General features: G+C 62.0%; 20 protein-coding genes and 3 pseudogenes. 19 read left to right on the forward strand and 4 right to left on the reverse strand.

Going from position 1 to position 24688, the window contains the following annotated elements:
• Positions 1 to 17 precede the first annotated feature (17 nt).
• The 3 genes from mobI to QZ648_RS11605 all read left to right on the forward strand — a co-directional run bounded on the left by mobI (position 18) and on the right by QZ648_RS11605 (position 1385).
• Positions 18 to 509 carry a conjugative transfer protein MobI(A/C) gene (gene mobI, locus QZ648_RS11595; protein WP_291997119.1) on the forward strand — a complete coding sequence of 164 codons (492 nt, stop codon included), beginning with the start codon at positions 18 to 20 and terminating at the stop codon, positions 507 to 509.
• Positions 506 to 796 carry a hypothetical protein gene (locus QZ648_RS11600; protein WP_291997120.1) on the forward strand — a complete coding sequence of 97 codons (291 nt, stop codon included), beginning with the start codon at positions 506 to 508 and terminating at the stop codon, positions 794 to 796. Before mobI ends, QZ648_RS11600 begins: the two co-directional genes overlap by 4 nt.
• A gap of 280 nt (positions 797 to 1076) precedes the next feature.
• On the forward strand, positions 1077 to 1385 hold the full coding sequence (locus QZ648_RS11605) for an H-NS histone family protein (protein ID WP_291997121.1): 309 nt from the start codon (positions 1077 to 1079) through the stop codon (positions 1383 to 1385).
• Positions 1386 to 1532: 147 nt separating this feature from the next.
• Here the strand turns inward: QZ648_RS11605 and QZ648_RS11610 are convergent, their stop codons facing one another.
• A complete protein-coding gene (locus QZ648_RS11610; protein ID WP_291997122.1) occupies positions 1533 to 2012 on the reverse strand; it encodes a hypothetical protein in 480 nt (159 codons plus the stop codon).
• A gap of 263 nt (positions 2013 to 2275) precedes the next feature.
• Between QZ648_RS11610 and QZ648_RS11615 the strand changes: the two genes are divergently transcribed.
• The 5 genes from QZ648_RS11615 (at position 2276) to QZ648_RS11635 (ending at position 8622) form a co-directional block, all read left to right on the forward strand.
• A complete protein-coding gene (locus tag QZ648_RS11615) occupies positions 2276 to 3496 on the forward strand; it encodes a saccharopine dehydrogenase NADP-binding domain-containing protein (protein WP_291997123.1) in 1221 nt (406 codons plus the stop codon).
• A 380-nt stretch (positions 3497 to 3876) separates the two neighbouring features.
• Positions 3877 to 4188, forward strand: coding sequence for an integration host factor subunit beta (locus QZ648_RS11620; RefSeq protein WP_291997124.1), 312 nt, complete (start codon positions 3877 to 3879; stop codon positions 4186 to 4188).
• A 91-nt stretch (positions 4189 to 4279) separates the two neighbouring features.
• A complete protein-coding gene (locus tag QZ648_RS11625) occupies positions 4280 to 6457 on the forward strand; it encodes an ATP-dependent RecD-like DNA helicase (protein ID WP_291997125.1) in 2178 nt (725 codons plus the stop codon).
• A 564-nt stretch (positions 6458 to 7021) separates the two neighbouring features.
• On the forward strand, positions 7022 to 7675 hold the full coding sequence (locus QZ648_RS11630) for a nitroreductase family protein (RefSeq protein WP_291997126.1): 654 nt from the start codon (positions 7022 to 7024) through the stop codon (positions 7673 to 7675).
• Positions 7672 to 8622: a DMT family transporter gene (locus QZ648_RS11635; RefSeq protein WP_291997127.1), complete on the forward strand. Its 951-nt coding sequence runs from the start codon at positions 7672 to 7674 to the stop codon at positions 8620 to 8622. The genes QZ648_RS11630 and QZ648_RS11635 overlap by 4 nt, the downstream gene beginning before the upstream one ends.
• On the opposite strand, the gene QZ648_RS11640 is transcribed toward QZ648_RS11635, so the two are convergent.
• Positions 8623 to 9531, reverse strand: coding sequence for a LysR family transcriptional regulator (locus QZ648_RS11640; RefSeq protein WP_291997128.1), 909 nt, complete (start codon positions 9529 to 9531; stop codon positions 8623 to 8625).
• Between the two features lie 112 nt (positions 9532 to 9643).
• Between QZ648_RS11640 and QZ648_RS11645 the strand changes: the two genes are divergently transcribed.
• On the forward strand, positions 9644 to 10642 hold the full coding sequence (locus QZ648_RS11645) for a cyclase family protein (protein ID WP_291997129.1): 999 nt from the start codon (positions 9644 to 9646) through the stop codon (positions 10640 to 10642).
• 98 nt (positions 10643 to 10740) lie between these two features.
• Positions 10741 to 11427 carry an NAD(P)-binding oxidoreductase gene (locus QZ648_RS11650; protein ID WP_291997238.1) on the forward strand — a complete coding sequence of 229 codons (687 nt, stop codon included), beginning with the start codon at positions 10741 to 10743 and terminating at the stop codon, positions 11425 to 11427.
• Between the two features lie 628 nt (positions 11428 to 12055).
• Here QZ648_RS11650 and ptsP read toward each other — a convergent pair.
• Together ptsP and QZ648_RS11660 are read right to left on the reverse strand one after the other, a co-directional pair.
• Positions 12056 to 14158: a phosphoenolpyruvate--protein phosphotransferase gene (ptsP, locus tag QZ648_RS11655; protein WP_291997130.1), complete on the reverse strand. Its 2103-nt coding sequence runs from the start codon at positions 14156 to 14158 to the stop codon at positions 12056 to 12058.
• A gap of 489 nt (positions 14159 to 14647) precedes the next feature.
• Positions 14648 to 15804, reverse strand: a pseudogene (locus tag QZ648_RS11660) (IS3 family transposase); the annotation flags it as partial.
• Positions 15805 to 15901: 97 nt separating this feature from the next.
• Here QZ648_RS11660 and QZ648_RS11665 point away from each other — a divergent pair.
• The 9 genes and pseudogenes from QZ648_RS11665 to istA all read left to right on the forward strand — a co-directional run bounded on the left by QZ648_RS11665 (position 15902) and on the right by istA (position 24688).
• The gene (locus QZ648_RS11665; protein WP_291997131.1) at positions 15902 to 16270 is read left to right on the forward strand and encodes an Hsp20/alpha crystallin family protein; all 369 of its coding nucleotides are present in this window, start codon (positions 15902 to 15904) and stop codon (positions 16268 to 16270) included.
• 11 nt (positions 16271 to 16281) lie between these two features.
• Positions 16282 to 16662, forward strand: a complete 381-nt coding sequence (locus QZ648_RS11670; protein WP_291997132.1) for an Hsp20/alpha crystallin family protein — start codon at positions 16282 to 16284, stop codon at positions 16660 to 16662.
• A 62-nt stretch (positions 16663 to 16724) separates the two neighbouring features.
• A complete protein-coding gene (locus QZ648_RS11675; protein ID WP_291997133.1) occupies positions 16725 to 17231 on the forward strand; it encodes an Hsp20/alpha crystallin family protein in 507 nt (168 codons plus the stop codon).
• 244 nt (positions 17232 to 17475) lie between these two features.
• Positions 17476 to 18951, forward strand: coding sequence for a DegQ family serine endoprotease (locus tag QZ648_RS11680; RefSeq protein ID WP_291997134.1), 1476 nt, complete (start codon positions 17476 to 17478; stop codon positions 18949 to 18951).
• 122 nt (positions 18952 to 19073) lie between these two features.
• A pseudogene (locus QZ648_RS11685) lies at positions 19074 to 19199 on the forward strand (sigma-70 factor domain-containing protein); the annotation flags it as partial.
• A 127-nt stretch (positions 19200 to 19326) separates the two neighbouring features.
• Positions 19327 to 20700 (forward strand): annotated as a pseudogene (locus QZ648_RS11690) (IS5 family transposase); the annotation flags it as partial.
• Positions 20701 to 20749: 49 nt separating this feature from the next.
• Positions 20750 to 21550 (forward strand): RNA polymerase sigma factor RpoH, encoded by an 801-nt coding sequence (gene rpoH, locus QZ648_RS11695; protein WP_291997135.1) that lies wholly within the window; start codon positions 20750 to 20752, stop codon positions 21548 to 21550.
• Between the two features lie 153 nt (positions 21551 to 21703).
• Positions 21704 to 22789, forward strand: coding sequence for an IS630 family transposase (locus QZ648_RS11700; RefSeq protein ID WP_291997136.1), 1086 nt, complete (start codon positions 21704 to 21706; stop codon positions 22787 to 22789).
• A 318-nt stretch (positions 22790 to 23107) separates the two neighbouring features.
• Positions 23108 to 24688, forward strand: coding sequence for an IS21 family transposase (gene istA / locus QZ648_RS11705; protein ID WP_291997137.1), 1581 nt, complete (start codon positions 23108 to 23110; stop codon positions 24686 to 24688).

The raw sequence follows: 24688 nt of genomic DNA on the forward strand, positions 1-24688 counted from the left end.
GGGGGCACGGACTACCCATGGAAGACCGGATCAGGGACGTAAGAGCACTGCTGCAAGCTCAGATGAAGGACGTGTTCGAGCAGGCCAGAGACCTGGGTAATCGCTACCTGCAGGAAGTCATGGAGGCAAACAACGGCAAGGACTGGAGCCAGAAGAACACGTTGCAGTTCCGGGTTCGGCAGCGGGGCAATGCGCTCTCCATCGAGTGGTACGTGGTCAATTGGTACGGCAGGAAGGCTCAAGGTCGCGAGGCGCGCCGAACGTACATTCCGAAGCGCAACAGCAGTCGGCGCCGGGATGCACAAGCATTTGGCTACCGCACGGAGGACCTGCTTCGACACACCTCGGGGTGGGACGATGACCTGGTCACTGCCGTAGAGAGCGAGGCCAGCGAGTATCGTCGTCAGGCGCATTACCTTGCCGACCTGCTCGTGACGCTGGGGCGCCTGGAGCGGTTTGCGAAGGTGCCGACGCAGTCGCAGGACGAGCCGAAGGAGTACGCGTCATGAACAAGCCCCCTCGCTATCTGGTGACCGATCAGTTCGATCTCGGGATGCTGGCCTCGCTGACCGCGGACATCACGCTAACGGAGCTTTCCCTCGAAGACGTGTGCCAACGCATCGAGGATGCCGAGCGCGAGCACGAAATGGGGCTTCATGGAGGATGGGCTGGTGCCGCGAAAAACAAAGCGGCGGTCACGCTGGTGCCCAACGGGCCGATCTTGCTGGTCGCCCGGTGCGTGGAAAGCGAACAGGGGCTGATATTCAAATGGGTGCAGGTCGAAGTTATCAACTGACTTTCTTGCGGTACGGACGGCGATAGTGAGCGACCGGTTTGTAGCCCAGTGGCGTAGTCGGCGTAGCAGAGGAACTGCGAAGCCGGGCCAAGGTCGTTGATGAAAAACCCTCGGGCGGTGATCCATCGAATTTCGTCCGGGTCGATTCGTTGAACTGACCTGGGCCAATCGGTTCAGATAGCTCTTTATGGTATCGAATCAGCCCGCACTCGATTAAAATCCTATAAGTGGCGCCTTCTCGGCGTTTCACTTCAACCAGCAAGACCTCTCAGGAGATTCCATGCCGAATTACCAGGAACTGCTTGCCCAACGCGACGAACTCAATAAACGGATCGATGAAGCCCGTAGAACAGAAGTGGCAGACGCGATTCGTCGGGTGAAGGGCATTATCCAGGAATACGATTTGACTGCGGCCCAGTGTGGTTTTAGCGCAGGCGCTGCAGGTTCCAAGAAAGCTCGCACCCCCGTCAAACCCAAGTACATCACGCCAGACAAAACAGTAACCTGGAGCGGTCGCGGGAAGCTTCCGAATGTCTTCAAGGCGCTGATTGAAGCGGGTCACCGCATGGAGCACTTCCTGCTGAAGTAATTCGATGGGTTTATGTGATCGCTCCGTGGGCAGCATTTCGTCGTTTTCTGCAGATAATTCTCCATGGTGAGAATGACGAGTTGGTGACCGGTCCCAAGCGAAAAGGCTCGCAAGCTTCGGGGCCAGTCGCATAAGCGCTGGGAGCGCCTAATCCTGGCGATTTCCCCCATGGTTACCGCTGTTGCCGTGACTCTTGTCTTTCTTCGGTTTGCCACGATGGTCGTCCCCGCGGCCATCGCCTTGGTCACGGCGGTAATCGCGGCGATAGTCCTCGCGGTATTCCTCACGGCGGTGGCGCTGTTCCTGATAGTACGGAACGTATTCGCGGTTGTACCAGTTGTTCTGCACAAAATAAACCCGCTCCCCGCAGGCACGGTATTTGTGGCAATTCTTGCTCCAGTGCTTTGCGTGGGCCGGGGGAACGTTCAGGTAGATCGGCGCGCGCGCGACCGGTACCCGCTCGATGATGATCGGCTGCGGGTAGATCACCTGCGGCGGTGGATAGCCGCCAATGTCGATGCGACCATAGAAGCCGGGTTGGCCGATGCTCACCGAGACGCCAACGTCGGCGGGAAGCGCCGGCGAGCTGGCGACGATCAGTGCGGCGGCGAAGAGGAGACGTTTCATGCTGACCTTGTATTTGTGGGAATCCCCACGTAACGCAGCAACACTTTGTACCGATGACCGCGTCTCTGCCTGGCACGCTGTGTGACCCGGCGACAGAGTGCATGCGCGATAGTGTCGGTGAGGGGTTCGATGGCTGACACGGCCGAGCAGTTGTCCGTACCGCATGTTCGCGATCGTCGCCCTTGTGCCGCCAAAGCGACCTGAGCGATCGCTACGCAGTAACGCGGGCAATTCGCGGCGCGGGCGTCGTGCGAGGATGCTGAATGGAACGAAGCTTCGACCTCATTGTTTTCGGCGCCACCGGCTTTACAGGGCACTTGGTGGCCGAGTACCTGCAAGCGACCTACGGCGCTGCAGGTGAGCTGCGTTGGGCCCTCGCCGGGCGAGATGCCGCCAAGCTCGCGAGGGTGCGCGATGCCATCGGGGCGCGCGCCACCTTGCCCCTGCTCACCGCGGATGCGTCGGATGTCGACGCGCTGGCCGCCCTGGCGGCGCGCACGCGTGTGATCCTGACCACCGTCGGTCCGTACCAACTCCATGGCGAAACGCTGGTGCTCGCTTGCGCGCGGGCTGGCACTGACTATGTCGACCTGTGCGGCGAGCCGGCCTGGATGGCGAAGATGATTCCGCGCCTGCAGCCGATGGCCGCGCAGAGCGGCGCCCGTATCGTGTTCTCCTGCGGCTTCGATTCGATCCCCTTTGACCTCGGCGTGGTGTTTCTGCAAGACGAGGCACTGCGCCGCTTCGGTCGTCCCCTGTCGCGCGTGCGAGGACGCGTGCGGGTGCTCAAGGGCGGGCCGTCAGGTGGCACCATCGCTAGCCTGCTTGCCACCATCGAGCAGATGCGACGTGACCCTTCGGCGGCGCGCACGATGGCCGACCCCTTTGCGCTGACGCCCGGCTTCAGCGGCCCGGCGCAGCCAGAAGGCGAATCGGCGAGCTACGACGAGGGCGCGCAATCCTGGACTGGACCCTTCGTGATGGCGCCGATCAACACCAAGAACGTACACCGCACGAACGCATTGCTCGGCCATTCCTGGGGGCGCGACTTCGTGTACGACGAACGCATGCTGACCGGCGATGGCGCCAAGGGCGAGGCGCGCGCACGCCGCCTGGTGCGCCAGGCGCGGGTGCAGAACCTGCTGCTCGCGATGGCGCCGACCCGGGCCCTGCTGCGCCGCTTCGCGCTGCCCAAGCCTGGCGAAGGGCCCGACGCGCAGGCACGCGAGAACGGCCGCTACGAGCTCGTTTTCATCGGCGAGACGACCGAGGGCGCCCTGCTGCGCGCAAAAGTGATCGGCGACCGCGACCCCGGCTATGGTTCGACCTCGAAGATGATCAGCGAGAGTGCGCTCTGCCTCGTGCAGGATGTCGACGGGGCGATGACCGGCGGTGGCGTCTGGACGCCTGGCGCGGCCATGGGCATGGCCCTCGTACGCCGCCTGCAGGCGAGCGCCGGGCTCCAGTTTACGATCGAGGACTGAGGGCGCATTGCGCGCGATAGTTGCACGGGGCGCGCTTCAGCATGTGCATGCCGTGCCTGGCAGCCGAGGCCGCCGGGTAAGATGAACGCAATGCAGAAATCCTCGCGCAACGCGCGAGGGCATCGAGGCCTGATCAGCGATCGAGCCTGGCGCAGGTCGGCTTACCTGGGGTAAGTCGCCGAATGTGATCGGCAACCGTCTCCCGTGGCCGACAAGCGGACGATCAGGGCAAGGTGGCGAGTTGCCACCTCACCTCGAAATGCCGACCTTCACGACTCCGAGGACCGATCGAGTCGTGCGGTCGGTGCCGGAAGCGCTCGTCTCTCTGAACCCCGTCCGGCAATGAGAGGCAACGCTACTCCAGACGGTAGAATGCGGGTATGACTCGCGCTGATCTGATCGCCGCCATCGCCTCCCGTTTTCCGACGCTGACGGTGAAGGATACCGACATCGCCGTAAAGGAAATCCTCGACGCCATCGGGCGCTCCCTGGCGCAAGGTGATCGTGTCGAAATCCGTGGTTTCGGAAGTTTTCGGCTGAACTATCATCCAGCGAGGGCGGGGCGCAATCCACGAACCGGAGTCGCGGTTCCGGTCCCCGAAAAGTACGTGCCCCATTTTACCGCTGGCAAGGAACTGCGGGAGCGCGTCGAGGCGTCAGTCAAGGACGCACCGCTTCAGCAGGCCGCCTGATGCACACCCTTGGCAGACTCGACGCAGCCGGCGTTAAGCCCGTTGGCAGTCGATTCGCGCGCCGCCTTGGGTAGCCTCACCGCGCCCCACCATGCCTGACGCCGCCGAACTCGACCGCCTCGCCGGCCTCGTTGAACGCGTGACCTTCCACAACGAGCAGAACGGTTTCTGTGTTCTGCGCCTCAAGGTGAAGGGCGAGCGAGAACTGATTACCCTGATCGGCCACGCCCCCGTCGTTTCTCCCGGCGAATACGCGTCCGCTTCCGGCAACTGGGTGACCGACCGCGAGCACGGCCGGCAGTTTCGCGCTGTGTTCGTCAAAATCTACCCGCCGACCACCTTGACCGGCATCGAGCGCTATCTCGGTTCAGGCATGGTCAAGGGCATCGGCCCCGTCTATGCCGGCAAGCTGGTGAAGGCCTTCGGTGCGGCGGTGTTTGACGTCATCGAGCAGTCCCCGGAACGCCTTCGCGAAATTCCCGGCATCGGGGAAGTCCGCGCCAGAAAGATCACCTCCGGCTGGGCTGACCAGAAGGTCATTCGCAGCATCATGGTCTTCCTGCACGCGCATGGCGTATCCACCTCCCGAGCGGTGCGCATCTTCAAGACCTACGGTCAGGGGGCCATCGAGATCGTTCAGGAAAACCCCTACCGATTGGCCCAGGATATTCGCGGCATCGGCTTTCTCTCGGCCGACACGATTGCCCAGAAGATTGGCATTGCCAAGGATTCTCCCCTGCGAGCCCAGGCCGGTATTTCCTACGCGCTCACCGAAGCCTCGGGCCAGGGCCACTGCGGCTTGCCCTACGCCGAACTGGTGCCCCTGGCGGTGAAGCTGCTCGACATCGCGGAATCCATCATCGAAACGGCGATCGCTCAGGAAGTCGCCGACGAGGTATTGCTGCCCGACACCGTCGAAGGCCAAGCCTGCGTTTTCCTGGCGCCCCTCTACTACGCCGAGCAATCGATCGCCGCCCAGATTCAGCGGCTCAAGACAGGCGGGACGACCCTGCCTGCCTTCGAGGCCGAGAAAGCCATTCCCTGGGTCGAGCAGAAGCTCTCTATCCAGTTGGCCGACAGCCAGAAAGAGGCCATCCGTCTCGCCCTGTCTTCCAAGCTGCTGGTGATCACCGGCGGTCCCGGCGTCGGGAAGACCACCCTGGTGAAGTCGATTCTGACCATCATGACCGTCAAGGGCGTCAAACCCCTGCTGTGTGCGCCGACGGGAAGGGCGGCCAAGCGTTTGTCCGAATCGACCGGTCTGGAAGCCAAGACGATCCATCGCTTGCTGGAGATCAATCCGATCAATGGCCAGTTCAAGCGCAACGCGGACAATCCCCTCGAATGCGATCTTCTGGTGGCCGACGAATGCTCGATGATCGACGTGCCGCTGGCGAATCAGTTGCTCAAGGCCGTGGCAACCCGCACGGCGATGATTCTTGTCGGTGACGTGGATCAACTGCCCTCGGTGGGCCCCGGCCAGTTCCTGACCGATCTCATTGGCTCGGGTGTCGTCCCCGTTATCCGGCTGACCGAAGTGTTTCGCCAGGCGGCCACCTCACGAATCGTGCGCAGTGCCCACCAGATCAACCGGGGCGTCTTTCCCAGCCTGCCCGAGAAAGGAGAAGCATCGGACTTCTACCTCGTTGCTGCTGAGGAACCGGAAGTCATTGCGCAAACCGTGGTGGATTTGGTGCAGACCCGCCTGCCGAGAAAGTTCGAGGTCGATTCGATCCGCGACATTCAGGTGCTGTGCCCGATGAACCGGGGGATCACCGGCGCACGCGGTATCAACCAGGCTTTACAGGCGGTGCTCAATCCGCCGGGCGAGCATAGTGTCGACAAGTTCGGCAACCGCTTCAGTGTCGGCGACAAGGTAATGCAGATCGAGAACAACTACGACCGGGATGTTTTCAACGGCGACATCGGCTTCGTGACCGGCGTCGACCAGGACGAAGAGGAACTCGCCGTGGCCTTTGACGGCCGGGTCGTCATCTATCCGTTTGGCGAGCTCGATGAGCTGGTGCTCTGTTACGCGACGACGATCCACAAGTCGCAGGGTTCCGAGTACCCGGTGGTCGTCATTCCGATTTCGACCCAGCACTACATGATGCTCAAGCGCAATCTGATCTACACCGGGATCACGCGCGGCAAGAGGCTGGTGGTGCTGGTCGGGCAGAAGAGAGCACTGGCCATGGCGGTCAATGGTAAGCAGGTGGAGCGGCGCTGGTCGAAACTGAAAGAACGGCTGGTGGCGACGAAACGGTAGTCGCGTGGCCTCTTTAGCGTTACCAGGAAACACGCCTGCGGGCGCCGCTGCGGCGGTCAATGACCCCCTCCCGGCTTGGAGAGCAGACGGTCGCGGCTTTTCTTGAAAGCCGCCGTTGGCTTGGAGCGATCAGCCGTAAGCGGTCATTCGGCTGCGCATCTCACTTTTTTGTCTGACCGCCCGCTACGTGGCGCAAAGCAGCCGGTGGGCGCAGGATGGCGTCGGTCGGCAGCCGGCCACGAGGAGTCATTGGTGCCGCTCCTCCAAGCCGGCCGTTGAACAGGCTCAGCCAACGGAAAGCGGCCATTGATCAGCGCGCGTCCAAGTGCAAGAAGCACAGCTTGGAATGACGACCTCCATACCAACATGCTGGGGCTCACATCGCGATGACATCCGAGTGCTGTAGCCTTGCCCTAGGCGTCGATTGGTCAATTTTCATGAACAGTGCAATTCCAGAAAGCTGGATTATCTTTGTTCGTATTAACTTTAAGGTTTCCTCCAGAGCGGCGGTGAATGTTACCAGCCGTGTCCTTGAGCAGTGCTCACACAATACGGAGGAAAGCCATGAACGCACCACTTCCCACGCAAGCCACCCATATTCGTCCCCAACGGACGCCCAGCCATCCGGTCGATCCGATCTTCGTCAGGCGCTGGTCGCCGCGAGCCTTCGATACTTCGCCGATGTCGCGTGCGGATCTGATGACGATGCTAGAGGCCGCGCGCTGGGCGCCGTCGGCCTACAACATTCAGCCTTGGCGTTTCATCTATGCGCTGCGCGGAGACGAATCCTGGCAGGACTTCGTGGACCTGCTCGATCCGTCCAACGCGAGCTGGGCGGCTCGGGCCTCGGCCCTGGTGTTCGTCGTCTCGGACCGGCTAACGCCCGCCCGCGGTTCCGGATCGGCCACTCCGTCGCGCACCCACCAGTTCGACACCGGCGCGGCTTGGGCGCATCTGGCGCTGCAGGCGACGATGCTCGGTTACCAGGCCCATGCGATGGCCGGTATCCACTACGACGCGGTTCGCGAACGACTTGTGGTGCCGGAGAGCTTCCAGATCGAGATCGCCGTCGCGATCGGTCGCCGAGCCTCGCCCGAGACGTTACCAGAGGAGTTGCAGGCGCGTGAGCTGCCCAGCGACCGACTGCCGCTGGCGGAACTCGCCTTCGCCGGACGCTTCGGCGCCGAGCTGCGCATCCAGGCGAGGATCGCGCTATGAATGCCGCCGCATTGTCCACTCGCCCGAACCTCTTCTCCACCTTGCTGCAACAACCGGCCGTGTTGCTGCTCCTGGCTGGCATGCTGATCGGGTTCAATTTCCCGCTGGGCAAGATCGCCGGTCAGGCTGGCGTCACGCCGTTGCTGTGGGCCTTGCTGATTTCCTCGGGGGCAAGCCTACTACTCATGCCGGTGCTGGTTGCGCGCCGTGAGCTGACCTGGCCCTCGCGCCAGGTGATGCGCTACTCAGCCATGTCGGCACTGATCTCGTTCATCGTTCCCAACCTGCTGGTGTTCTCGGTAATTCCTCATGCGGGCGCCGGCTATACCGGGCTCATGTTCGCCCTCTCGCCACTGTGTACCGTTGTGCTGGCGAGTGTATTCCGGCTCCGGACACCGGGACGGCTCGGCCTGCTGGGGATCGGCGCGGGCCTGGTCGGGGCGGTCATCGTCAGCCTGACGCGCGGCGCCAACCCGGACGGGCCGGACCTCGCGTGGCTGCTGGCGGCGCTGCTGATTCCGGTTGCGCTGGCCACCGGCAACGTCTATCGCACGCTGAACTGGCCAGACGGCGAGTCACCCGGCTCGCTGGCCTTCTGGGGGCACGCCTTCTCCAGCCTCGTGCTGGTGCTAATGCTGTTGGTTACCCGCGGCACGGTGCCCGTGTCGGACCTAGTGCCCGCAGGCGCCGCGGCGCCGCTCCAGATGCTGGTGGCGGCGATCACCTTTCCGATCTTCTACCGCCTGCAGCAACGGGGTGGGCCGGTGCTGCTGAGCCAGATCGGCTACGTGGCGGCGGCAGTCGGCCTGGTCGTGGCCACGGTCTTCCTGGGTGAGCGCTATGAGGCGGCCACCTGGGCGGGTGCAGGCGTCATCGCCCTGGGCATCGCGATCACGATCGCTGCGCAACTTGGCGAGCAAGGTCCGGGTAGCGCCACCCGCTCCTGATCAGCCCGGCTCCCAGTGGGGCGGGTCCATGATCGCTTCGCCGAGGAAGTCGACAAAGGCGCAAATCTTGGGCGACAAATGCTTGCGTTGCGGATAGACGGCATAGATCGAGACCTCCAAGGCTTGATAGCCCTGCAGCACCGCCTTGAGTCGCCCGGCCCGGATATCGGCCCCAACCACGAAGGTCGGGGTCAAGGTGACACCCGCGCCATTGAGCAAAGCCTCGCGCAACGCGAGGCTGCTGTTCATCTGCAGGCGGCTGTTCATCGTGACCTGGCGATAGTTGCCATCCGCCCCGAGGAAACGCCATTCGTTGGGTGAACTCGCGTAGCGGTAGGTGAGGGCGGCATGCTGCGCCAGCTCTTCGGGCGACTGCGGTACCCCGTGGCGTGCGAAATATTCCGGCGAGCCGCACACTACATGCCGGCACGGCCCCAGCCGGCGCGCCACCAACGACGAGTCCGGGAGCTCGCCGATGCGAATGGCGAGATCGAAACCCTCGTCCACCAGATCGACCTTGCGGTCGTCGAGCACCATGTCCACGGTCAGCTCCGGATAGCGTGCCTGAAACGCAGGCAGCAACGGTGCCAGGTGCAGGATGCCGAAAGACATCGGGCTGCTCAGTCGCAGTTCGCCGCGTGGCTCGCTCTGCAGGCGCGAGACCTCCGCCTCGGCCTCCTCGATCTCGAGCAGCCCCCGCTGGCTGCGTTCGAAGAATGCCCTTCCCACCTCGGTCAGGCTCAGCCTTCGTGTCGTCCGGTTCAGCAGCCTTGCGCCGAGCCTGTCTTCGAGGCGCGTCAAGTACTTGCTGACCACCGATTTGGAAAGCCCCAGGGTGTCGGCCGCGGCCGTGAAGCTGCCGCGACTCACGACCTGAACGAAGACCGCGACATCGTTGAGCGCGTCCACGCCTACCTCCATTGCATGATATTCATGAACAATTTTATTCCTCTAGGATCGTTTATCAAACCCGCGGACACCTCTATCGTAGGAAGCGTCATGGACACAACGGAGAAACGACATGAAAACCCAATCGAAAAACCGCATCCAGGCGATAGCCCTCACTCTTGCCCTTTCCTTGGGTGCGCCGACCGCGTCGGCCGAGGAAAACGTGGGCCGAAGCCCTTGGGGGCCCCAGGACGAAATCGGCCGCCTCAACCTGATGACGGCAGCCTCGCAGGCTGCAGTGCTATCCCGGCTGGCCGGTGGCAAAGCCTACGATCTGTCGGTCGACTACCACATCGGCATGCCGAGCTGGCAGGCTGCGGGCGATCCGCATTACCTTATATGGATGACCCACACGCCCCACGGCAACGTGGTAGCCGACCCCCTCGGACTAGGCGAAGCGATGAACGAGCACGTGAGCTATACCGGCGCAGCGATCTCCATGTACACCCACATGGGCACGCACATCGACGCCCTGAACCACTTCGGCCTCGACGGCCGAATCTGGAACGGCTTCGAGGCGACGAAGCACCTGGGCGATCGCGGATGGACTGCGGCCGGAGCCGAGAAGATCCCGCCCATCATTGCCCGCGGCATCCTGGTCGACGTCGCGGCGGCCAAGGGCGTGGACATGCTGCCGGACGGCTATCGCGTCACCCGTGAAGACCTCGTCGCCGCGCTGCAACGTCAGCGGGTCGATATCGAAGAAGGCGACGTGGTACTGATCCGCACCGGGCGCATGCAGCGCTATGCTGACGCGGACGCCTACATGGCTAATCCGCCGGGCATGGGCATGGCGGCAGCGCGCTTTCTGGTGGAGGAACGCGGTGCCATGGTGGTCGGCGCGGACAACCTCAGCTTCGAGGCCTTTCCGTCCGAGGTCGAGGGCAACTATGTGCCGTTGCACACCTATCTGCTAGCCCAGACCGGCACCCCGATCATTGAGTTGGCCAACCTCGAGGAGCTGGCGCGAGATGGCGTTTATGAGTTCGCCTTCATCGGCGGCTCGCTCAAGCTGCGCGGATCGGACGCGGCGCCTCTGCGGCCGATCGCGATCCCGCTCGGCGAGGGCTAATCAACGACGATTCGGTGCGTTGGGGCAGAGGTATTGCGGCACCGAACCCCAGCCCCACGGCCCCACGTGGTGGCTTGTACCAATGGGAAGCGGAAGAAATGCCAAAGAGAGTATGCATTGTGGGTGCGTCCGGAAAGCTTGGGCGTTACATGGTTCGGCATGCGCTCGATCGCGGCTACGACGTGGTCGGCGTGTGCAGGCAGGGCAGCGTAGACAAGCTCGACGATTTCAAGGAGCGCATCATCATCGTTGCCGGCGCAACGAACGACCGCGCCGTGATCAGACAGGCGGTCGCCGGATGCGATGCGGTGCTCGTCGTCCTGGCGCCCTGGGGCGTGCAGCAATATTCGTCAGGAACGGCTCAGGCGGTGATGGACTTTGCCGAGCCGGATGCTCGCCTCATATTCTCCTGCGGATGGCACATCAGCCGCGACGGCGAGGACGTCTACTCCTGGAAACTGAAAGCCATGGTAATCATCGCCGGCCGCATCGCGCGATGGCTTCGTTTGGTGGAACTGGACGATCAGGTTGAGGCCTGCCGGCGGATATTTGCCAGCGACACGCGGTGGACGGTGGTGCGTGGCAGCGACCTCGAGGAGGGAGAAAGTCAGGGTTTGCCCCTCTGGAGCCGACACGTGGGTGACCCGATCCTGAAGAGCAACATCACGCGCCGCATTGACTTCGCGCTCTTCATGGTCGCAGCGGTCGACAACGATGCACTCATCCACGAGGCGCCCGCCATTGTTAGCTGCCAGGCGCCGTCGGCGCGCGCAAGGACGATGTGATCCCAGCTCTTGAACTCGAGCATGCGGCGGGGCCCAACGACTAATTTCGGACGGTTCTCTGTAGGACCGGTTCTCTCGGACCTGCCGTTGAACCATTGACGAGATGGATGGCGGCTCTGGGTCGTAAGTACGCATTGGCGATTTTGGCGAGCAACCGCTGCCTTGCGATATCGAAGAAGTTGGCTGGAGTCGGCCATGAGCTGCCGGTGGCGATTTTCCCCACAACCCGACGTTGAAATGGACCACTGACCCGTCAGCGGCCATTGGCGTCGGCATTGCGATTTTGCACGAAGGAGCGACAGCTTCGCGGTGGGCGCTGCCGGTCGATCAAAAAGGCTGGATGAGAGCTTTCTGACTGCAGCCCGCGGCGCATTCCTCCCGGTCGCCCCACGACAGGCGCAACGGTAGCTTCATGGGCAGAACCGCCACTCGAAAACAGACTTCGAGCTGCGCTTACTCCGCCACAAGGTTGCCGCTCATCGTTCGCTGTGCTGACCCTTTCAATGGCAGCTTGGTGGAAAGCAGAAAGCAGAGTGAGGGCCAATTCTGTCGCCTCCGGACCAGTCGAATCATGCGCTTGCGCCCGACTGCGAAATCGGCAATGGCGCCCCTCACCAAGCCTGATCCTTCACTCCGCATTTCCTTCCCGCCGGCCGACTACACGGGCGAATTCCGGATGGCGCTGGACGAACCCGGCAACGTATGAACAATGCGGAATGACGGTCAGGCCTCGCTGACGCGCATCGTCCAATGCGGCCTGGGTCAGTGCTGCCGCAATCCCACGCCCGCGCAGCGCCTCCGGCACGAAGGTGTGATCGAGCACGACGCGATCCCTGGTGAGGACGTAGCTCAGAAACGCGAGTGGCGCGCCGTCTGCCTGTAGTTCAAAGCGCTGCAAAGCAGCGTTGTGCGTCACCGGCGCCGCGGCGTCCGCCGCTGACGAGCTGTCGAGTTCGTTCGAGGATACCGGGCCGTGGCGACTCCAGTCTTCGGACATGCAGGCCCGGGTATCGCGGGTCGAGCTCAATGCCAGAATGCGAGCAGCCAGTTCTTCGGCGTCTCTCACGCTCGTCGAGCGAATTGCGTGCTTGACGTCGAGAATGCGGTTTGGACTGACGCTGAGGCTGCGAAATCCCAGGCCGATCAGGAGTTTCGTATAAAACGGGTCGCTGGCGATTTCTCCGCACAGCGAAATCGCTTTGCCCTTGCGTCCTGCGGACGTTGCCAGCGTCGCCAGCACCTGGATGACCGCTGGATGCAGCGGCTCATAGGTGGAATGCTCATCTTCACTGATCCGGTCAGCAGCGAGCAGGAACTGCACCAGATCATTGCTGCCGACACTGAAGAAATCGACCTCATCGGCCAGGCGCTCGATGAGGACCGCGGCAGACGGCGTCTCGATCATCGCGCCGACGGGAATTCTGGGATTAAACGACTGCCCGCTTGCCGCGAGTTCGCCCTGCGCCGTATCGATCGCCGCTTTGGCGGCGCGCAAGTCGTCCAGGCCGTCGATCATCGGCAGCAGAATGGCTACCGGATGAGATGCGCTCAAGCGGAGTATGGCCCGCAGTTGAGTCTGCAGAATCGCGGGGTGGGCAAGCAAGAGCCGCATTCCCCGGCAACCTAGCGTCGGATTGGCCTCGCGCGGCAGCGGAAAGTAGCTGAGCGGTTTGTCGCTGCCAACATCGAGGACGCGAATCACCGTTTCACGCGGCTGCAAGTGCTCGGCCGTCGTGCGGTAGAAGCGGTATTGCTCGTCTTCCGAAGGGAAATGATCCTGCACCAGGAAGACGAACTCGGTGCGGTAGAGTCCGACCCCATCGGCTTTTACGGTCGCCGCAGCCACCGCGTCGACAGTCTGGCCGATATTGGCACAGAGCTTGATTTCCACGCCATCGGACGTGATCGCCGGGAGGCCGATCAAGTCCTTCAAAGCGCTCTTGTGAATCTGCAGGCTAGCCTCCAGGCGATCGTACTTGCCGAGCATCGCCGGCTCGGGGTTCACAAAGACCCGGCCGGCCAGGGCGTCTACGATCAGCAGGTCGCCGTTGCGGATTCTTCGCGTGGCCTTCGACACATGCACGAGCATCGGGATGCCGAGCGAGCGGGCAAGAATCGTGGCGTGCGCCGTGAGACCGCCCTTTTCGACGACCAGCGCACGTACCCGCTGGCCTTCAAGCTGGGCTACTACCGAGGCGAGCAACTCGCCGGTGACGATCACGCAGTCTTCGGTAATGGCCGGGATGGGTGACCCCGCGTCGGCGTCCAGCTCGTCGAGGAGGCGTCTGCCGACGTCGTGCAGGTCGTGGGCTCGCTCGCGAAAGTAACCGTCTTCGAGGCTGGTGAAAAACGTCACTAACTGCTTGATCGCCCGTTCGACCGCCGCTTCCACATTCATCCGTTTTTCGAGGCACAGCTCGCGCACCGCGTCGTGCAGCTGCGCGTCGCGCAACAGCATGATCTGTACTACAAAAATCTCGGCCTTCGCATCGCCGACGGCCTCCCTGACCTTCGCTTGCACCTGTTGCAGCTTTTCCTCTGCGGACAGGACCGCGCTGTCGAAGCGCTCGAATTCTCTTCGCGCTTCCTCCTTGCTGACCGTCCTGCGGGGCGCACGCGTCGATTTCCTGGCACAGTCACAGAGCAAGGCACGCCCGCGGGCAAGACCGGAGGACGCCACCTCACCGAGGAGCATCGATGAGACGGATTCGGCGTTGTCGGTGCTATTCATGAATCACTCCTGACTGACAATAATCATCGCTCGCCTGAATCGAGCCTCTTCTACTCGACAAACCCGTTCTTCCTTGAATAAGAAGCGACCACGGTTCGGCGTAAAGATTTCCCGGTGCGCCATGTCCTGCGTCGTCGTCTACCAGCAGAGAATTTTTGGTCAGGCGAATGAAATTCAAGCCCTTGAAGTTCGCTGGGTCGCACATAGATTGTGTAAGTGAACGTGGCGCATCTGCCATCTGTCACTGACGCTATAGGAGGTTACGACATGCTCTATCGCTCGTTTTTTCCCCGCGACCTGTAAAGTGGCCCCCTGAGTCAAGACAAATATCAACCCAGTTTAAGTTGTGCATTTGACTTCGCTAGCAGCTGGACGGCGCTGCCCCGGTGCTGCCTTTGACTCTGCTTTTGATGCGGTCGTTGACTTTGCTTCTGCGGGTGGGGAATCGCCTGTGGAGCGTAGCGGAACAGGCGATTCCCCACCCGTGCGGCCAAACTTGTCGAGGATCAATGCCCCGCCACCTATGCCGTTTCGATAGACGACTGCGGGTGCTGCGTTGCCCAGCGACTGGTGCGGACGCTCGCCGTTGTAGAAGGCAAAGTACTCGGCCAAGCCAACCATCAATTCGCCCATCGTCGCATAGCCCTTCAGATACACGTCCTCGTACTTGACGCTGCGCCAAAGCCGCTCGACGAAGATGTTGTCGAACACGCGCCCCCGCCCATCCATGCTGATGACCACGCGTTCCCGCTTCAGCACCCCGGTGAAGGCTTCACTGGTGAACTGGGCGCCTTGATCGCTGTTGAAGATTTCTGGTGTGCCGTGGCTACGCAGAGCCTCCTCCAGGCAGTCGACACAGAACACCGATTCCATGCTGTTGCTGATCCGCCAGCTGAGCACCTTGCGGCTATACCAGTCGATCACCGCGACGAGGTAGGCGAAGCCATGCGCCAGCCGGATGTAGGTGATGTCCGCGCTCCACACCTGGTTGGGTCTGACCACAGGAATGCCCCGCAACAGATACGGATAGACCGGGTGCTCCGGGCGCGGACGGCTGGTGTTCGGCCCCGGCGCCATGCCCGACAACCCCATCAGTCGCATCAGCCGTTGCACACGCTTGCGATTGACCGTGTGCCCCACCTTCTCAAGAAAAATCACCATCCGACGGGTACCGTAAAACGGGCGCCGGGTGTACTCCTCATCAATCAGCCGACTGTGGACGAGATCGCTGGCATCGACCACCGGCGGCCGGCGCTGCGCATAGACCGTGGCTCGGCACACTCCGGCCAGAACGCATTGCTGAACCACGGCGACTGGCTCGCCGGGGTCGATCCACCCGTGCCGTATCACGGCAGGCTGATCCCAGACTTTTTTTTCAGCCAGTCAAGTTCCATCTTCAACTTGCCGATCTCGCTGTACAACAGCTCCGGCTCCCGGTGCGCAGCCGCTGGCTTGGGGCCGCGCTTGCCTTCAAATAGCGTCTTGGCATTCTCCTGGATCGCCTTCTTCCATTGCCCAACCTGGACAGGATGCACGCCGTATTCCCGCCCAATCTCGTTGATCGTCTTTACCCCGCGCACAGCCTCCAGACCAACCTTGGCCTTGAACTCTGGCGTATGTACCTTCCGCGTCGTTGCTTCACTCATTGCTTCTCGCTCCCTATGAAGGAGCACAGCTTAAACCTCTGTCTGATTTCCAGGGACCACTATACTGTTCGCGGACCTGGATCGCCTGCAACGTGAGATGCAGCAGAACTTCGAGATTTCTCCGAGCATTCGCGGCCTGACCCGAGGCTTCCCGGCCATGAACGTCGGCAGCACCCCGAAATCCGTCGAGATCTACGCTTTCGCGCCAGGCATTGCCCCGGAAGCCCTTGAGGTGCACGTCGAAAAAGGCGTCCTTACCGTGGCCGGAGAGCGCAAGTTGGAAGCCGTGCCGGATAAAGCCACTGCGCATATCGACGAACGTTTTACCGGGCGCTTTCGCCGAATAGTGAGCCTGCCTGACGACGTTGACGCGACCGCGGTGGAAGCCAGGTATCGCGACGGCGTTCTGCATATCTCCATTCCCAGGAAGGAAGCTGCCCAACCACAGCGCATCAGCATTCAGTAAGGAGAACGAAGATGACCGACAACACCGCTGTTACCAAACAGGCCGAAACCAGCCGCAACGATAGCGCCCTGCTACCGCCGGTGGACGTAATTGAAGACGCAGGCGGCATTACGCTCTACGCCGATCTGCCCGGTGTGTCCAAGGAGGGCCTGGGCCTGCAAGTCGAGGCCGACACCCTGACGATCGAAGGCGAGATCACGCTGGCCGTACCCGAAGGCATGGAATCGAGTCATGCCGAAGTGAGCCTGCCGCGTTATCGGCGGGTGTTCACGCTTTCCAAGGAACTGGACACCGAAAAAGTCGGCGCCGAGTTCAACCAGGGTGTGCTCAAGCTGCGCATCCCGAAAGCCGCACACGCCCAGCCGCGGAAGATCGAGGTCAGAGTTGGCTGAGCGCTGAAGGGGCGGCGCAGTGCCGCCCCTGCAAGGGCGTTCAAGGACTATGGAGGTGAGAGATGAAACTGGATACGCTGAAAGAAAATCTCGGCAGTTTCTGGGAGAACATGGCCGAAGGCTGGCGGCATCTCAGACAGTCCGCCGCCGGCGCACTCACGCGTTTCAGCCCTGGCGAAAAGACCAACATGCCGGCGCCTGCCGAGGTAGACGATGGCGCCTATCTGCCGACCATGGGCTGGTCGATGCTCGGCGGCGACCTTTTCGAAGATGATAAACGTCTGGTGATTCGTCTGGAAGTTCCGGGTATGGACAAGGAGGATCTGGACATTCAGATCCGTGACGACAGTCTCGTCGTCACCGGCGAAAAGCGCTTCGAGCGCGAGACCAGTGAAGGGCGATGGCGGGTGATGCAGCGCGCCTACGGCAGTTTCCGTCGCGCAGTGCCTTTGCGGGTGCCGGTCAATGCGGATCAGGCCCAGGCGAGCTACAAGGACGGTGTGCTCCGTGTGGAGTTACCCAAGCTCAAGCCGGGTGCGCCGAAGGTGGTGAGCATCGACGTCAAATGACGCTTCGAGCCTCGCGTGTGCCCGACGGCTCAATAGTGTAGAGCCGCCGGGCTCGCTCAAGAGAATCGAGGAAGCCCCAGGGAGGTGATGCAAGTGGGCGACCCGCCGGCGGCCCAAAACGGTTAATGTCAATTGCGCTTCCTCCATGAGCGCCACATTTCAGTGCGAACAGCCAAAGGCGGTGTCTCAGTGCTTGAGGACCATCACGGTCGACGAATAGTGGCCATCCGAATTGGAGATCACGATGAAAATCACTTCAATCGCACGAACCTGCTTGCTGCTGTTGTCCTTTCTCATGGTGGCGCCTGTCCAGGCGCTCGACGGCGGCGTCGAGAGCTTGCGCAAGACCGGCAAGGCCTTCGCCGCGGTAGCGCGTTCGGTGTCACCGGCGGTGGTGTTCATTCAGGTTGAAGGAAAGGGACCGTCTTCCATCTCCCGGTTTTCCTCGCCGTTCGGTGAGCAGTCGCCTTTCGAGAACGAATTCTTCGAGCGGTTTTTCGGCGAACGCTTTCCCGGTATGCCGCGGATGCCCAAGCACGACACCCCCCACGGCGAACGACGGGCGATCGGCCAGGGCTCCGGTTTCGTTTTTTCCGCGAAGGATGGCTTGCTGTCCGACAAGACATACATCCTGACCAACAACCACGTGATCGACCAGGCGGACAAGATCAAGGTCAAGTTCCAGGACGGCCGCGAGTACGACGCCAAAGTCACTGGACGCGACCCGCAGTCCGACATTGCCGTCATTGAAATCAAGACCGGTGACCTGCCACCGCTGGCCTGGGGTGATTCCTCACAGTTGGAGGTCGGCGAGTGGGTGGTGGCCATCGGCAATCCCTTTGGCCTCAGCCATACGCTGACGGTCGGCGTGGTCAGCGCCAAGGGGCGAACCGGCGTTGGCATCAACGACTACGAGGATTTTATCCAGACAGATGCGGCCATCAACCCGGGAAACTCCGGCGGACCGCTGGTCAACCTGGATGGCGAGGTGGTTGGCGTCAATACCGCCATTTTCAGCCGCAGCGGCGGCTATATGGGGGTGGGCTTCGCGATTCCGAGCAATCTGGCCAAGGCGATTGCCGCGCAATTGATCGAGCACGGGGAGGTGACGCGCGGCTATCTGGGCATCGTGATCCAGCCGCTTACGCCTGATCTTGCCAAATCGTTTTCCGTCGAACCGGGGAGCGGCATCCTGGTCGCTCAGGTCAGTGAGAACTCGCCAGCGGAAAAAGCCGGCTTGCGCCAGGGCGACGTGATCGTTGCCTACCGCGGCCAAGCGGTGAAGGAGGTCGGCAGCTTCCGTAACCAGGTGGCGTTGACTTCGCCCGGAAGCACCGAAGCGCTGTCCATTCTGCGCAACGGCGAGCGCAAGACCTTGAACGTGACGATTGGCAAGCTCACCAAGGACAAGCTGCTTGCCCAGGGTCCGGCACAGCGTACCGAGGAGATCGGCTTGACCGTGCAAACACTGACGCCGGAGCTTGCCGAGCAGTTCGACGCCAAGCCTGGGGAAGGTGTCGTCGTTACCGAGGTGCGTCCTGGCTCTATCGCCTCCATGGCAGGTATCGAGTCCGGGAGTGTCATCCTGCAACTAGACGGCAAGTCGGTCGGGAGTGCGGCGGAGTTCGCCCGCGCGGTGAAGGACGGCAGCAAGAAGAAGCGTGTATTGCTGCTCGTTCGCAAGAATTCGACGCAACGCTACGTGGCACTCAGCTGGTGAGCGTCGGGGTGGTTGTTAAGGATGTCGGTCGCAGGACTTGGCACTTTCTTCGTGTTTAGCGCTCGAATGCAGCGAGTGCTAAAATGTAAGCGCCTGATCACGAACAGAAAGGAGGAGTCCAAATGACACAAGCTCTGACTTTTCCAAGTGTCTACGCTGTGGGCAGCATCGACGCGTATATCCAAGCGGTAAGACAGATTCCGCGGCTTACCGAGAAGCAGGAGTTCGACTTGGCCACCCGCTTACGCAGTCGGCCCTGCAATATGGCTGGAGCCCTCATAAACACTGGGTTTCGGCCAATAATCCACCCATCGAGATCCCTGAGAAATTAGAATACAGATAACCGAAACCTGAGAGAAATTGAGCAAAGTTCAGATGGCTACTGACGATTTTTTCCGCTCCCGGCTGGATCAGATGATTGACCTTCGGCACCCGCTGGTGGTCCTGGCGAGCCGGATGCCCTGGTGCCAACTGGAAACGGTTCTTTCCCCCGCTTTCGCTCGCCAGAGTCGTGAAGGCAGCGTCATCGAAGGCGACGACCTGTTCGGCTCCACACTGCAGATAGCCGGCAGCGGCACCAGTGCCGCCGGACGCCCCCGCCTGCCGATACGGCTGATGGCCGCACTGCTCTACCTCAAGCACGCCTTCAACCTCAGTGACGAAGAACTCGTCGCCCGCTGGTCCGAGAACGTCGTCTGGCAATACTTCAGCGGTCTGGACTACTACACCCCGAAACTCCCGTGCGATGCCACCCAGATCGGCCGCTTTCGCACCGCCATCGGCGAAGCGGGTGTCGAAGAACTGCTCAAGGCGACCATCGACACCGCCGTACAGACCAAGGCCGTGCGCCCGAGCGAGTTCGAGCGGGTCATCGTCGATAGCACCGTGCAAGAAAAGGCCATCGCGCATCCGGTCGATAGCCGTTTGCTGGAGATCGCCCGGGCCAAGGTCGTGCAGGCCGCCAAGCAGGTCGGCATCACCCTGAAACAGACCTTCGTCAAAGAAGGCCAGGCACTGCGCCGCAAGGCCGGTGGCTATGCCCATGCCCGGCAGTTCAACCGCCTGCGGCGTACCGTCAAACGGCAACGCACCATCCTCGGCATCGTCCTGCGCGAAGTTAGCCGCAAGCTAAGCACGATCAGCGACGGCTGTGCCACGGCCATCGCTCGTCTGAACACGCTTCTCAAGCGCGCCGAACGCATCCGCACGCAGCAAATCAACGACAAGAACAAGCTTTACGCCCTGCATGCCCCCGAGGTCGAGTGCATCAGCAAAGGCAAGGCGCGCAAGCGCTACGAATTCGGTGTCAAGTCCAGCATCGTCGTCACCCACAAGAGTGGTCTGGTCGTCGGCGCCCGGACCTTTCCCGGCAATCCTTACGACGGTCACGTTCTCTCGGCACAGCTGGAGCAGACCCGCATCCTGCTTGAAGACACCGGCAAATCACCCAAGCAGGTCTTCGTCGATCTGGGCTACCGCGGCGTCGATCGTGAGAATCCGAACGTCGAGATCATTCACCGCGGCAAGTACCGGTCACTAACCCAACAGCAGCGTCGCTGCCTCAGGCGCCGACCGGCGGTCGAGCCGACGATCGGCCATCTGAAGGCGGATCATCGGATGGATCGCTGCTGGTTACGAGGCCAACTCGGCGACGCCCTGCACACGGTGCTGTGCGCTACCGGCTTCAACCTGCGCTGGTTGTTGCGGGCGATGGTTCGCTTGGGACTGAAGGCGGTTTTTTTGCGCTCGCTGTGGCAGGCACTGCTGGCGGCGATTTCAGAGAACGAGGCTCGGCAGGATGCGCCCCGCGCACCGCGCGTCGCGTTTCAGGGCTGTTAAACGAATTCTGCAGGGCCGACTACGCAATGAAAACGATCTCGATGCTGCACGGCAGCTGGTCCTCTCGCACCTGCGCCTGGTGATCTCCGTCTCGCGTGGCTACCTGGGCTACGGCATACCCCACGCGGACCTGATCCAGGAGGGAAGCATTGGTCTGATGAAAGCGGTAAAGCGCTTTGAACCGGCACGCGGGGTTCGGCTGGTTTCCTTTGCCGTCCACTGGATCAAAGCCGAGATTCACGAGTACATCCTCAAGAACTGGCGGATGGTGAAGTTGGCAACCACCAAGGCGCAGCGCAAGCTGTTCTTCAACTTGCGCAGCATGAAGGTCAACCGCAGCGGCGTCGGCGCACAAGAGGCTGCCAGTATCGCGCAGCGTCTGAATGTCAAGCCTGCCGAGGTGGCCGAGATGGACACTCGCCTATCAGGTCACGACACCGCATTTGACGCCCAGGCTGATGACGACGAGGCCTTTGTTCCCGCCGCCTATTTGGCCGACCACTCGCGCGAGCCCGTACACGTTCTCGAAGGTCGCGACCGCGAACGTCTGTACACTGAAGATCTTCAGAGAGCCTTGGGCAGTCTCGACCCGCGAAGTCGTCGGATCGTCGAATCACGTTGGCTGAGGGAGGAAGACCCGGCAACCTTGCACGAGCTCGCCGGCGAGTTTCACGTCTCCGCCGAGCGAATTCGCCAGATCGAAATCCAGGCGATGCGGAAATTGCGAGCCAATCTCGCGCCGTTGGTGGCGAGTGCCTGACGCAGAAATCACTGTCATCGGAACAGACCGACGATGTCGGCTTGTTCCGAATATTTCACCGAAGCAACTCCGCTAGTGTAGTGTTGCATTCTTGAGGGAACTTATTTGGATTTCACTTCTCCAATCTGCGTTGCGTGGAGAGTGGAGATTCAGATGCGAGTTGCCCCGAAGATTGTGTTGTCCGAAGAGGAGCGTGGGGAGTTGACCAGACTGGCACGTTCGAGGCGCGCCAGCGTACGGCTGGCACAGCGTGCGCAGATTGTGCTGCTGGCTGCCGAAGGGATGCGAAACGATGACATCGCGGATCAGTTGGGGATTGGCCGCGTACAGGTTTCGCGTTGGCGGGGGCGTTATGCGAAGTCGCGACTGGCGGGAATCGAGCGCGACTTGCCGCGCGGCGCCCCCCCGGCGAAGGTGGACGTGGCGCGACTGGTGGAACTGACCACGCAGAGCACGCCCGCAGCGGCGACGCACTGGAGTACCCGGAAGATGGCCGCCGAACTGGGCGTCAGCGCGGCCAGCGTCTCGCGCCACTGGCGTGCCAACGGCTTGAAGCCGCATCTGGTACGTGGCTTCAAGGTTTCTCGCGACCCGAAGTTTGTCGAGAAACTCGAAGACATCGTCGGTCTGTACATGTCGCCACCCGAGCACGCACTGGTATTGTGCTGTGACGAGAAAAGCCAGGTACAGGCACTCGACCGTACGCAGCCGGGACTGCCGCTGAAGAAGGGGCGGGCGGCGACCATGACTCACGATTACAAGCGCAACGGCACGACCACGCTGTTTGCCGCGCTCAACGTGCTGGACGGCAGTGTCATAGCGCAGTGCGAGCAGCAACACCGCCACACCGAGTGGCTCAAGTTCCTGCGCAAGATCGATCGGGAAACGCCGAAGGACAAGGCGCTGCACCTGGTCGCCGACAACTACGCTACCCACAAGCATCCCGTCGTGCAGGAATGGTTGGCCAAACATCCGCGGATTCAGATGCATTTCACCCCCACCTCGGCCTCCTGGTTGAACATGGTCGAGCGCTTCTTCCGCGACATCACCACCGAACGACTGCGCCGCGGCGTGTTCACCAGCGTCCCCGCGTTGGTCACTGCCATCGACGACTACATCGCTCATCACAACACCAAGCCAAAGCCGTTTATCTGGACCAAGAGCGCTCGCGACATCCTCCAGAAGGTCATCCGTGCCAACAGCCGTTTAAGTTCCAAACAGAATGCAACACTACACTAGATTACCGTGAGTTTAGGGAAATTGAGATGTGCACTGGTCGCGCGGCCTCGCGTGAAGCGGCAAGCTTCGGGTACGCACAGGCGCCCCCCTCAGCGCCATTCCGGCTCGCCCCGACGCAATGACCGCTCCCACACTCGATCCTTCATTGCTTTTCCGTAAAGCCCCGTTGGCCGGTCAACTTCCCCCACGTTTGGTCACTTCAAAATCCCCCATCCTGAAGGTCGCGTGACGGAGCAATAGGGCCCCGTTTTTAGCGCTTTCGGAGCATCCCGGGCAGGACGTTATCTTCCCCCCTCGATTGTTGAGGGGGAGTCTGGAGTGAACGTCTTGAAGCCACATCTGCAAACCACGGTCTTCACCCTGCTGGCCGCCGGAAAGAGTCAGCGCGAAATTGCCCGCATCACCGAGATCGATCGCAAGACGATCCGCAGTCTGGCGCGGCGTTTTGCGAGCGAAGGGGCAAATTCCCCCGGGGTGGCCACCGGCCCTCCCGGTCAAATTCCCCCACCCCGGCCACCGGCGCCGAGCCGGCCATCGACTTCCGCCTGTGAGCCGCACCGCGCCTTCATCGAGGCGCAGTTACAGCTTCGCCGCAACTTCACGGCGATCTACCAGGACCTCGTCGATCAGTTCGGCTTTCCGGCCAGCTATAACAGTGTCAAGCGCTTTGCCGGGACGCTGATCGCACACGAGCCGGCGCAGTTTGATCGGCTGGAATTCGCCGCCGGCGAAGAGGCGCAGGTCGACTATGGCGAGGGGGCGATGACGCTTTACCCCGGCAGTGAGCGCTATCGTCGGCCGCGTCTGTTTGTCATGACCCTGCGCTATTCCCGGCGCAGCTTTCGACGGGTGGTCTGGAAATCCAGCCAGGAAGCCTGGGCCAGACTGCACGAGCAGGCCTGGCGCTATTTCGGCGGCAGCAGCCAGTACGTGGTGCTCGACAACCTGAAGGAAGGGGTCATCAAGCCCGACCTGTACGAGCCGCAGCTCAACCCGGTCTACGCGGCCGTGCTCGCGCATTACGGCGTCGTCGCCGACCCCGCGCGGGTCCGGGATCCGAATCGCAAGGGCAGCGTCGAGAACGCCATTCAGCATACCCAGAGTACGGCGCTCAAGGGGCGACGCTTCGCCTCGATCGAGGAGCAGAACGCGTTCCTCGAACAGTGGGAGACGCGCTGGGCGGCGCAACGCATTCACGGCAGTGCCAAACGTCAGGTCGAGGCGATGTTCCAGGAGGAACGCCCGCTGCTCAAACCCCTGCCGTTGCAGGGGTTCGCCTATTTCACCGAGTCGCTACGCACGGTCTGCGACGACAGCTGCGTGCGCGTCGACCACAGCAGCTATGCCGCCCGTCCGGCGCGTATCGGCAGCCGTGTGCTGGTCCGCCTGTTCGAGCAGCACCTCGAGATTCGCGACTTCCAGTCGCAGGCCTTGCTGCGCACCCACCCTCGGGCGGCGCAGCCGGGCAGCGTGATCTTGCCCGACGAGGAGCGTCCCTTCAATCCGTCGCGGGAAACCCGTCGCATTTTGAGCGAGGCCAAGGCCATCGGCCCGGCCGCCGAGCAGTTGTGCCAGTGCCTCTTTGATCAAGAGGGGCGTGCCGGTCAGCGCCGCCTGTGGGGCATCGTCGGCCTGGTCAAGCGCTACCCCCGCACGCTGATCGACCGTGCCTGCGCGATGGCCCTGCACGACGGTGTGCGCAGCTATCAACAGATCAAGGCGCTCACCGAGCGCCTGCTCAACGAGGCTCTGGCCGATATCGATACCCCGCTGCAGGGCGAGTTGGCGTTGACCCAGGACGACCGTTTGATTCGCGCCGCCGAGGACTACGGCGACCTGTTCTCCCTTGGCGCTCAAAAGAGCGCCGCCTTGCCATCTACCGTAGAGGAGCCCCAATGA

It is taken from the genome of Candidatus Accumulibacter sp. ACC012 (assembly GCF_907163155.1).
Classification (GTDB): Bacteria; Pseudomonadota; Gammaproteobacteria; order Burkholderiales; family Rhodocyclaceae; genus Accumulibacter; species Accumulibacter delftensis.